General features: G+C 58.6%; 11 protein-coding genes. 1 reads left to right on the top strand and 10 read right to left on the bottom strand.

What is annotated here, in order from left to right; all coding sequences use genetic code 11:
- Both VN887_11615 and VN887_11610 read right to left on the bottom strand, forming a co-directional pair.
- Nucleotides 1-834: putative ABC exporter domain-containing protein (locus tag VN887_11615; GenBank protein ID HXT40650.1), on the bottom strand; the 834-nt coding region annotated here is incomplete at its 3' end.
- Nucleotides 831-1,568 (bottom strand): ABC transporter ATP-binding protein, encoded by a 738-nt coding sequence (locus VN887_11610; protein ID HXT40649.1) that lies wholly within the window; start codon nucleotides 1,566-1,568, stop codon nucleotides 831-833. The genes VN887_11615 and VN887_11610, both read right to left, overlap by 4 nt.
- A gap of 176 nt (nucleotides 1,569-1,744) precedes the next feature.
- Between VN887_11610 and VN887_11605 the strand changes: the two genes are divergently transcribed.
- Nucleotides 1,745-2,314, top strand: a complete 570-nt coding sequence (locus VN887_11605; protein HXT40648.1) for a rhomboid family intramembrane serine protease — start codon at nucleotides 1,745-1,747, stop codon at nucleotides 2,312-2,314.
- Between the two features lie 31 nt (nucleotides 2,315-2,345).
- On the opposite strand, the gene VN887_11600 is transcribed toward VN887_11605, so the two are convergent.
- From VN887_11600 to VN887_11565, 8 genes are all read right to left on the bottom strand, one after another.
- Nucleotides 2,346-3,668: an AGE family epimerase/isomerase gene (locus tag VN887_11600; GenBank protein ID HXT40647.1), complete on the bottom strand. Its 1,323-nt coding sequence runs from the start codon at nucleotides 3,666-3,668 to the stop codon at nucleotides 2,346-2,348.
- Between the two features lie 62 nt (nucleotides 3,669-3,730).
- The gene (locus VN887_11595) at nucleotides 3,731-4,408 is read right to left on the bottom strand and encodes a type II secretion system protein (GenBank protein HXT40646.1); all 678 of its coding nucleotides are present in this window, start codon (nucleotides 4,406-4,408) and stop codon (nucleotides 3,731-3,733) included.
- A gap of 361 nt (nucleotides 4,409-4,769) precedes the next feature.
- Complete coding sequence (locus VN887_11590; GenBank protein HXT40645.1) at nucleotides 4,770-5,780, bottom strand: Ppx/GppA family phosphatase; 1,011 nt, start codon at nucleotides 5,778-5,780, stop codon at nucleotides 4,770-4,772.
- 23 nt (nucleotides 5,781-5,803) lie between these two features.
- Entirely contained in the window at nucleotides 5,804-6,787 is a 984-nt protein-coding gene (locus tag VN887_11585; GenBank protein ID HXT40644.1) for an ROK family protein, read from the bottom strand.
- 35 nt (nucleotides 6,788-6,822) lie between these two features.
- The gene (locus tag VN887_11580; GenBank protein ID HXT40643.1) at nucleotides 6,823-7,584 is read right to left on the bottom strand and encodes a thymidylate kinase; all 762 of its coding nucleotides are present in this window, start codon (nucleotides 7,582-7,584) and stop codon (nucleotides 6,823-6,825) included.
- 11 nt (nucleotides 7,585-7,595) lie between these two features.
- Complete coding sequence (locus VN887_11575) at nucleotides 7,596-8,276, bottom strand: thymidylate kinase (GenBank protein HXT40642.1); 681 nt, start codon at nucleotides 8,274-8,276, stop codon at nucleotides 7,596-7,598.
- 150 nt (nucleotides 8,277-8,426) lie between these two features.
- Complete coding sequence (locus VN887_11570) at nucleotides 8,427-9,968, bottom strand: glycosyltransferase family 2 protein (protein ID HXT40641.1); 1,542 nt, start codon at nucleotides 9,966-9,968, stop codon at nucleotides 8,427-8,429.
- A 277-nt stretch (nucleotides 9,969-10,245) separates the two neighbouring features.
- The coding region (locus VN887_11565; protein HXT40640.1) for a Gfo/Idh/MocA family oxidoreductase at nucleotides 10,246-10,712 on the bottom strand (467 nt) is incomplete at its 5' end.

Genomic DNA, 10,712 nt, shown 5'->3' with positions numbered 1-10,712 from the left:
CTCAAAGGCCACGTCCGACTTCATCACCCACCAGTAATGGAAGAGCATCAACGCGAGCACCGGGCCGGCCGCGACCAAAAATGTCCAGCCATCCGTTGCCAGGTAGGGCCGGACCACCAGCCGGAACGGATACAAGACGTAAGACGCCGGCCCGGATTCCAGCGTGTGCCGGAAATAATATTTCATCATTTCCAGACTTTCAAAATCTGATGCCCTAGGCGCGGGTACGTTGTGCCGGACCCACAGTGATGCCGCCACCACCAGCGCTGTCGCGGCAGACAGCAAAACAGCTCGCCGTCGCCAGTTGGAAATGCCGCGTTCGAGCAGCCGCGTACGCGCGAATGAGGCCGCCAGCGTGTGCAAATTGAGTGTGGACAGAATCAGCCACCAGCCAAGGGCGCGGATCCAACCAGCGCCGCCGCCAAACCGCCGAGTCACAAGTGTCAGCAACAACGTCGTAAACAGAATCGCCAGCTGGCTCCGCAGCAATTTGAAATGGATCAGCGCTTTGCGCGTAACCGGGGCGGGAAACAAGAACGCGATTTCGGCCTCGGAAAAAGCCAGCGCCGCGCGTTCATGCGGAAAAATCCACGCCGACATTACCATGACAAACAAGGCGAGGGCCCCGACCAGCTCGAAGAGCAGGAGTGTTTCGGGCGTGACGTTTGTCGTGGGCCGTCGTCCCGCAAAAAAGTGCCGGAAGAAGAAGAAATAAAAGTAGGCCGCACCCACGACCGCTCCCGCCAGATACTTCGGCTTCTTCAGCCTCCGCAACCGGGCACGGAGCCGGTTCTTCAGAGACTGCGACTGGAGATAAATCAGTGCTCCGATCATGTGGCTCCGCCGGTTTCGCCGGTGGCGCGAAAGAATACTTCCTCAAGGTTGGCGTCGCCGGGTTGCTCGGAGAATTTCCGGAGAATGTCTCCCATGGTGCCGTCAATGACCTTTCGTCCGGTCTTCAGAATCAGGACGTGCGAGCAGACCTCTTCGAGCAGGTGGAGCAGATGCGAGCTGATGATGATGGCGGCGCCGTCGTGCGCGCGTTTCAGGATCGAGTTTTTCATCCGCCGGATTCCAACGGGGTCGAGTCCCGTGAGTGGTTCGTCAAAGAAAATCACCTTCGGCGTGTGCAGCAGGCCGCAGGCGATGGCCAGTTTTTGTTTCATGCCGCGCGAGAGTTCGCCGGGAAGCAGGTCAACCTTGTCCGCCATTTCCAGTTCTTCGAGCAATCGTCGGCCGGTTTCCTCGTACCCGGGCACCTGATAGATTCGCGCCGCGAAAACGAGGTGCTGCCACACGGTCAGGTAATCGAACAGCCGCGGCTCGTCCGAAAAAAACGCGAGCCGGCGCTTGGCTGCAAGCGGATTCGTCCCGAGGTCCGCTCCGGCGATGCGGATCGTTCCGCGCGTCGCCGGGATGATCCCGGACAGGCACCGCAGCGTGGTGGTCTTGCCCGCGCCGTTGGGACCGACCAGGCCGGTCACTTCACCGGGATGCACGACGAACGAGAGTTCGCTGACGGCGGGAAACTCGTCGTACAATTTGGTCAGACCTTCGACCTCGATCATGGCGCCGGGGAGGCCGGGGCTGGCCAAAGCGTAAGAACTCGCATCGCTGCGGAAACTACCAGCCCATCCGCGGCGAGTAAAGCCGGCAGAAGCTGCGTGTTACCGAAGTCGATGGACGTACCTTTGCGTTTTTCCGCTGAACCTCGTGGCGCGTTCGTTGTCTGAGGAAATGGGCAATGGCCAGATCACATTTCAAGACGTTCAGGGAAGCGGCGCAAACCAGCGCCCTGTTGGTTTCCGTGCTGTTCCTGGTCGAGGCTGCCGATTTGATTCTTCAACGCGAAAAGGGGTTGACGCTCGCGGGCTTTGGCATCATGCCGCGCACCGTGCCGGGCCTGGCTGGAATCGCCTTCGGTCCGCTGCTTCACGCCAACCCCGCGCATCTCCTGGCCAACTCGCTCCCGTTGTTCGTGCTGCTCGTGCTGCTGTTCTGGGACCGGCACTACTACCCGGTATTGACGCTGTCCTCGATTTGGTTTTTCAGCGGACTGGGCACGTGGCTGATCGGGCGTGGCAACACCGTCCATATCGGCGCCAGCTCAATCATCTTCGGATTGGTCGCCTATCTCATCGTTGCCGGATTCCTGATGAAGAGCTGGCGCTCGGCGATCGTTGCGTTCGCCGTCTTCATTTGTTTCGGGGGGATTTTCTACGGCGTGTTGCCTCAAGCTGGCCCGATCTCGTGGGAAGGCCATCTTTCCGGCGCGCTGGCCGGCGTCTGGGCGGCAAAGCGAAATCACGAATAGCCGCCGTGGTCGCTGTGATCGGCGACTCTGCTTACTGTTTCGGAACGGCGGGCTTGAACGCTTCGATGAACTTCAGCATCGCGCGTACGTCGTGGTAGTTGGCCTTCCAGTTGTGCGCCTTGCCGGTGCTTTTGAATTTTCCTTCGGCGGTCACGGTATCGAGCCAGACCCCGTCGGACGGATCGGTCATGAAATTGGCTACGAAATCGAGCAGTTTCTTCAAGGCGGTTTCGTATTCGGCGTTTGACCTGTTCTGGATGGCGTCGGTCAGCGCGGCGAGCATCTCCGCCTGCACCCACCAGACCTTGTCCGTGTCGGTCGCGGGCTTGTCGTCCGCACCACGACTGTAGAGTCCGCCGCGCTCGCGGTCGTAGCCATATTTCATCGCATGATTCAATTCGGCGTAGAAATGGTCCCAGGCCGGCGGCGTCCCCAGCACCTTTTGCGCGCGAATCATCAGCCAGGCAAACTCGACATTGTGGCCGTAGGACAACCCCGCGCTTTTCGGATCGGTGACCTCTTTCCAGTCCGGCTGGCGGTGGAAGCTCGATTTGCCCGGTTCTTTCGGGTAGAAGTAGGTCGCGTTGAGCCGCAAACACTCCTCCAGTGAATTCTTCACCTCGTCGTCGAGTGTGACTTCGTAAAGATCTGTCAACGCCTCCATCAGATGCAGGTGAGTGTTCGCGCTTTTATAACCCGCGACTTCGACAATCGCCTCCGGGTCCGGTTTCATGATCGGTGTCCAGTCACGCGTGAAATGCTCGAACCAGCCGCCGTTCTTTGGATCATGCGCGTGCTTCTGGATGTCATGATACAGGTCAACTGCACGACGCAGCACCTCCTTGTCTCCGCTGGCGCGGTAGTATTCCACCAGCGCGTAGATGACAAACGATTCGCCGTAAAGAATTTTACGATCGTTGAGAACTTTACCGGCGAGGTCGGTGGTCCAGAAGTAGCCGCCATTCTTCCGATCCAAAAAATGGTCGATGAGGAACCGATAGCCATGCTCGGCGGCCTTGAGGTAATTGTGGGTTTCATCACCATACCCCCTCAGATGCACGCGTGAAAACGTCCAGATGAGGCGGCTCTGCGTGACGATCTGTTTCTCGGCCGCCGGCCGTTTGACTTGAACATCGTCTGCGAGCACATAGCCGCCGTTCGTCCGGTCGAGCGTCGTGTCGTGCCAGTAAGGCAGGATCTTGTCGCTCAAGTCCTCCCTCATATCGGCGGCGTAGTTTGACAGTTCTCTGGCGAGGGTCGGAACCGGCGACAGAAGCAGCAACGCAAGACCCGCCAACGGCAGGGCCGAACGGAGAGAAAGGTTATCGGAACAAAGCAATGCGACAGTGTTCATGCCGGCAGCCTTCCACAAGACGACGGGCGCTTCAAGGTGGAAGCACCGGTCTGCCAAAACGTCTAGTCAACGTTCGGAATCCAGATCACGTCGGGGTTATTCGTGCGCCCCTTGTCAGTCTTGAAATCCCAATACGCCAGATTGCGGAAACGGGCCGCATGGCCGTCTAGGAAGGTGAACTGCGCACCGCGGGCGTGAAGATTGGTGTGAACGTTGTTTTGCTGGGCAACTGCCGCTTTTTTTCCGTTATCGAAGAGCCATACCACTTGGGTCGGCCGGTTTATGGTCGAGTGCCGGACCGGCATATTGTTGACGCCGGTGCCATTGACATGCTCGTTGAGGCAGTAGTGAAACAGATTATTCCCGTTGCTGCGATTGGTGTTTGCCGGGCAAATCCAAATGGACTTTTCCAGCGGGATCGCCGCGTTCGTTCGCCAGGGCAGCTCGTTATACGGTTTGAGACCCAGGACACGGGGGAGATCGATGTACCAACCTCCACTTACCGAAATTCCGTTGGGCGAACCGTCCGGTGGCAGAAAATCGTTGTTGTCAACAAGGTAGATCTGTGTCGCATACCCCCATTGCTTTAAGTTGTTCAAACAAGCAATGCTTTGAGCTTTTGCCTTCGCCTTGCTGAGCGTGGGCAACAGCAAGCCGGCGAGGATCGCAATGATGGCAATGACCACCAGCAACTCGATCAAGGTAAAGGCACGCCTCATCGCCATGTGTTCGTCCCGCATCGACACGGAGCTTAGCGGAATATTTGCGCCTGCCAATGTTCATTTATTCACTGTTCGATTTTTCAACAGGCCGTGATCAATTGGAACCGCGCATTGAGCCGGCAAGACCGGCGTCCGCAAACTGTCCGACCGTCGGATCAATATGGCGTTTGCCGGATCATTGACCGGTCCGGCTCGCAGTTGTGAGGCAAAGACAGGCGGACCATAGCTGCCCCTTTTGCTGATGACGTCGCTGAACGACGTTTTCACCGCCAAAAACACGCAACATCAACAGGCGACGTGAATCAGGCAGGCAGGAGTCTGCCGCGCCGGGGAAAGGGTTGACGACCGACAAAACGCAGAAGACTCGGGACGCCGTCGATCAAAGAACCGGGCCGCCGGCTTTGTCCATCACTGCCGCGAAACGCAGGCCGCGCGTGCTGGCCCGCAAATCAGAAAAATCAAACTTCTCCATCAAGGACTCGTAGATCGACACGCCGGTCAAGATCACGTCGGCGCGGTCGGACGGCAGGCCGGCGATTTTTCTCCTTTCGGTCAGCGGCAGATTCCACAGGCGCTCGCGCAAACGGACGATTTGTTCGCGCCCGAGCCGGAACGCTTCGATGCGGTCGCGGTCGAAGGCGACAAGCCCGAGTTCGATTCTGGCCAGAATCGTCGTCGTACCGCCCGTGCCCACCAGTTGCACGGCGCGCGCCGGGAAGGCCCGCAGTTCGGGCGCGACGGCCGGCAGGACATGTCCATCCAAAAACGAGTTCACTGTCGCGCGGCAGCGCTCCCACGCGGCGGTGGACGGCGGATCATTTCGCGACAGTTGCTCCATCAAGCGCACTGTGCCGATTGGAAAACTGTGGCGGAACCGTTGTTGGTCCCCGTTGCCCAGGATGAATTCTGTGCTTCCACCTCCAACATCGACGATCAGGAGAGGCCGGCCGCCAAAGACGGGATCGGAAACGACCCCGCGAAATACCCAGTCAGCCTCTTGTTCTCCGGAAATGATCTCCACCTCGAGGCCGGCCGCCCTGCGGACGGCGTCAAGAAGTTCGTCCTGATTGGTGGCGTCCCGCGTGGCACTGGTCGCAATCACACGTATGGGCGCCGCCGCCCACTCGCGCGCTTTCTCCCCGAACCCGGCCACGACACGCGCCGTGTGGGCAATGGCAGCCGGTTGCAAACGGCGTGTCTCGTAAAAGCCGCTGCCCAACCGGGTCTGCTCGCTCCCCTCCAGCAGTGGCTCGACGCGTCGTCCTGATACGGCCGCCACCAGCAATTTGACCGAGTTGGTCCCGATATCAATGACCGCCCGGCGAACGGAACCTGCGGTTGAAGGTCCGGGTGGGGAAGCGGATGGAAAGGCTTGTTCGGTATTTTCCATTTCCATTCCCCGTGCCCGCCGTTTTACTCGGCGTGCTTGCGGGCCAGCACGGCCCCTCCCGTGATGCCCGCGTCGTCCGCGAGCTTCGTGGCGATGATTTCGATCCCTTTGGTGGTGCCGTCCATGGCGTAATCCATCGCCGTCTCCACGATGATCGCCAGCATTTCATCCTCCAACTGCTCCATCAATCCGCCGCCGATGACGATCACTTCAGGGTTGAAAATGTTGATCACGTTTGACACGGCAATGCCGGTGTATTCCGCGGCCTCTTCGATGATGTGCTCGACGAACTTGTCGCCGCGTTTGATGGCCTTGCGCAGGTCACCGCTTCGCAAATCCTCCAGCTCCGGCCCGAGCATTTCCGTCAAGACCGTCTTCTGGCCCTCTTTCACCGCGTCCTTGATTTTACGGAAAATGGCGGTGCGGCTGGCCAGCGCTTCGAAACAGCCCTTGTTGCCGCAGCCGCACTTCGGTCCGCCCACTTCCAACACCATGTGGCCGATTTCGCCCGCGGTTCGATTGAAACCTGAATACAGCCTGCCCTCGAGGATCAGCCCGCCGCCGATGCCAGTGCCCAGAAAAATGCCGACGACATCGCGCGGCTTCGCCTTCAACTCCACCTCATAAACCCCCAGTGTGCAGACGTTGCAGTCGTTCTCCAGAACGACCGGAACATCCAGTTGTTTCTCCAGTTCCTTCTTCAACGGCACGTCGTTCCAGCCGAGGTTGGGCGCGAAGATGACCTTGCCGGACTCCGAATCCACGGCCCCGGGCGCGCCAATGCCGACGGCCTTGATTTGCTTCAAATCGAGGTCGCATTCATCAACAGCCTCGCGGACGCAGCGGGCGATGCGTCCGATGACTTCGCTCACGCCGCGGTCCGCCTTCGTGCTCACGCGGGCCCGTCCGCGGCACTCGAATTTCTCGTCGAACACTCCCGCGAGGATTTTGGTCCCGCCGAAATCGACTCCGATCACGCAGTCCTTTTTATCATTCTCTCCGGGCATGGCGGTGGACGACGGGTATTACTGGCGTTGCAAACTCATTGGCCGACGAGGACCTGTTCGATTTTTTCCTGTAATTCGGCGTTGATCGCCTCGACCGAGCGTTCGCCGTTGACGATGGTGAAACCGTAAGTGGATTGCAGGCGGCGGAATTGCTTTTCGACGAGGGCTTGATACTGCAGAAAACAATCGAACATGTCGCGCGACAGGCCGATATCCATGCCACTTTCCCAGTAATCAAGTATGTGATTTTTTTGAAAGTTGCGCTGCACGAGCAGCCGCGGGGGAACGTTGAGATAAAACACGGCGTCCGGCACCAGCGCGGTGCCGTAAACGTTTTTCAACCAGGCCTCGTCGATGCCGCGCACCAGGTCGCGCACCATGAGCGTGTAAATGTAACGGTCCGCCAGCACCATGAAGCCCGCCTTGAGCGCGGGCAGGATGATATTCTCCAGCTGGTCGGCGAAGTCCGTGGCGTAAAACAGACTCAGTGTGACGTGGCTCAAAATGTTCCCCTGCTTCGCGCGTTCCAGTTCCTCGCTCACCAACGTGGAGCGTTTCAAACCCACCTGCACGGTGGCGTGGCCACAACCTTCCAGCCACTCGACGAGTCGCGCGATTTGCGTCGAACGCCCCGAGCCGTCCGCCCCCTCGATCACCACAAGTTTCCCGGTCAATTTCTCCAGATCCACGCCGGGGATCCCGTGGCCATAAAAACGCTTCGGTGTGGATTTCGGAACCACCAGACGGCGGATGCTTTTCCCCGGACCCATGGTGCGGACGCGTTTGTTTGTGGCCATGCGGTTCATCCTCATTTCGGCAGGATGTAATTCGACAGGTCAATTCGCGCCGAGAGCAACTGGCGCACCAGCGATTGTTGCTCTTCGACCCTCTGGTTGGCATCTATGACCAGGAAATTGAACTCCGTGCTCATGGCCAGATACTGCTCGAGGACACGGCCCTGGAAAATGCGGAAGCTTTCGTAGGGATCCGTGGAAAGTCGCAGGTCCATGCCCGCCTCGAAATATTTCAACTCGGGCCGGCCATCCAGAATGCGGTGGAGCGAGACCTCGAGGTTCGCTTTGAAAAAAAACGTCAGGTCGGGCAAAGCCGCGAAGCTGTAAATGCCGCGAACCCATTTGGGCGGACAGCCGCGCACGGTGTCTCGCGCGAAAGCCGTAAATACGTAACGGTCGCAAAGGACGATGTATCCGGCCCGCAGCAGGGGCACGAGCTGGCGTTCGTAACGGTCCGCGAAGTCGGTGGCGTGAATCAGGCTGAATGTCGTCGGCGTGAGCAGCTCGCGCTTCTTTCCCTTGCTGGTCGCGCTTTTTACAAGGTCGGACGAATTCCATTCACTGAAAAAGACCTTTAGCCCCTGCAGTTCCAGCCAGCGTTTCAGAAGGTAAATCTGCGTGGATTTGCCCGAGCCATCCAGGCCCTCAACGGCGATGAGGCGTCCGGGGAAATTCAGTTCCGCAAAGGATTTCATCACTGCATCGCGGCAAGTCTAACGCCTGCGTTCAGGATGACAAGGTTTTCCACATTCACTGCCCACACGAGAGGAGAAGAAGCATGCGGATCAGGAGGAAACAATCAGGCCTGTCACTGACCTTTGATCAACCGCCCGGCAGCCGACGAATCAAAATACCTCACAAGCCGTGTCTGAACGTACCGGCCCTCTGATATCCCCGCGATTTTTGTCGGATCCGCGGACTTGACAGCTTAGTTGGAAAGTATGGCGCATCTGATGCCAGACCCAGACAATTGCAAAGCGCGAAACACACATAAGACAGGCTGCGGCCGGGCCGATCACGAAGTCTGTCACCGTCAGCAGGATCCCCGCGGCCAGTAAAGCGGTTCCGAGCGCCAATTCCGCCATGACCGTTTGAATAAAACCGGGCACGCGCCGGGTGATGAACTTGTTCGTCCGGACGAACGGCGACCGATGGTCCCAGAGGCAGTTGAGCCAACTGGCGCTGAAAACCCATCCCAGGCTCAGGTGAGTGAAGTAAGCCAGCCAGATCTCGCGCAACGAGTGGCCATCACGCCGTAGTCCGTAAAAAAGCGTCCCGAATCTGAGCACCATGAAAGTCGTCAGCGTCAGTCCAGACAGTACCACGATGTAATGTTGCAGCGGGCTCAACAACCCGAGCAATGCCAGCGGGGCAAGCAGAATCAGCGACAGGCTGGGAATCAGATTGAAGTTGAACCACGCCGTCAGGTGGGCCAGGAAGCCCAGCTTCTGGCGCCACCTCAATTCCCCGCTGAAAAGAATATGCCGCCAGTTCAATTTGAGTATTTGGGCGTTACCGAAGGCCCAACGCCAGCGCTGCTTCTTCAGGCTTTCCAGATCGTGTGGCAGGACACCGTAGCCAATGGCTTCGTGAACATAAATGCTCTTGTATCCTCGCAGCGTCAGGCGCAGACCCAGATCGGCGTCTTCGGTGATCATATTTTCGGAAAACCCTTCCGTTGACCGGAGGGCCGCCACGCTGATCAGACTCAAGGTGCCCGTGGAAGGAACGCATTCGAAACGATTGGCCATGTTCATGTACGCCGCAAAGAAGTGCTTGAAATCCAGGGCAACGCCCCAGTTGCCTTTGCCGATGTTGCGATATTCCTGCGGGAATTGGACAAGGCCGACATTGGGATCCGTGAAATACCTTACGGCCCGACGCAGACAGTCGCGCTCGACGACGTAATCGGCATCTACGACAAAAACAAACTCGGAACGAGGATGCATAAACTGTCGGACATAATTAAGGGCGCCCGCCTTGAATCCTTTCAAATTCTCGACGTGAAAAAATCTAAAGCGCGCGCCAAGCTCACGACAGCACGCTTCAACCGGACGCCACAATCGCGGGTCAGTGGTATTGTTGTCGATCACGAGCACCTCAAAATTCGCCCATTTGATGCGACCCAGACTCTGCAGCGTCTGGATCAGCAGATCAGGGGGCTCGTTGTGCGTCGGTACATGGATTGAAACGAACGGTTCATGGTCGAGCCGCCGGCGCCTGGGTACGATGACGCGCGGGAGCCGGGTGGTGACCAGTTGCAGCCCCAAAACAAAGGCGTGAACAATAAAATTCCCCACAACCACGCAGGCATGCAGGGCTGGAAACAGAAGCAGCAGAATTGTCACGGCGAAGCAATGGGCGCCCAACAACAGTCTTTTTGTCATTCGATCATTCCTCAAGGAATTCGTTTGGATGTCCTCGCGGTCCAGCACGCATTCGCGACATGCGCAGCGGGATGACCGGCCCCTAAAGCCGGAAGGACGCCTTCTACCCTAGCGGGTCCCCCGCGGTGTGCGCCAGTTTTTCTTTCACCCGTTTTTGAAATCCGCGGTCACCTTCGATGGGCGGACTGGACGAGGTTTCTGTCCGGTGTGCGCCGTGTGGGTCGTGCCGGGAGGAAATGCACCTGCCGAACGATGACGGTGACTAACCCGAGGGAGATCAGGTCAGACGCACTTCCTTGCCCGTGGCCGCTGACGCATAAATTGCATCCAGCAGCTGCTGGACCTTCAACGATTCCTCCGGCGCGACCAGCGGCTTCTTTCCTTCGAGGGCGCAACTGACGAAGTGGTGGATGCGGTCCTCGCTGTGAGACACGATGGGCAGTGAGAGCTGGATGCTTTCGTATCCACTCGGACCGGGGCGAAAAAGCCGGGCGGGATATAGCGACAGGCCCGCCGCGGTGCCGTGCAAATCCAGGCCGTATTCCCGCGCGTCGGGCGCATGGTGACCCGCCCAACTGGTCTCGAGGAAAACGGTTTTTCCGCTCTTCAGTTTCAGAAGAGCGACGCCATAGTCCTCCACGTCGAACGGTTTCTTGGGGTCGATGGCGCCCTTGCCCCAGTCGGTTTCGCCCAGGCCGCGCGGTCCGAACTTGGCGAAGGTCTGCGCCGATACCGACTTCACGT

Source organism: Candidatus Angelobacter sp. (genome assembly GCA_035607015.1).
In the GTDB taxonomy this organism is placed as follows: domain Bacteria; phylum Verrucomicrobiota; class Verrucomicrobiia; order Limisphaerales; family AV2; genus AV2.
This window is presented reverse-complemented; position numbering and strand designations above follow the sequence as displayed.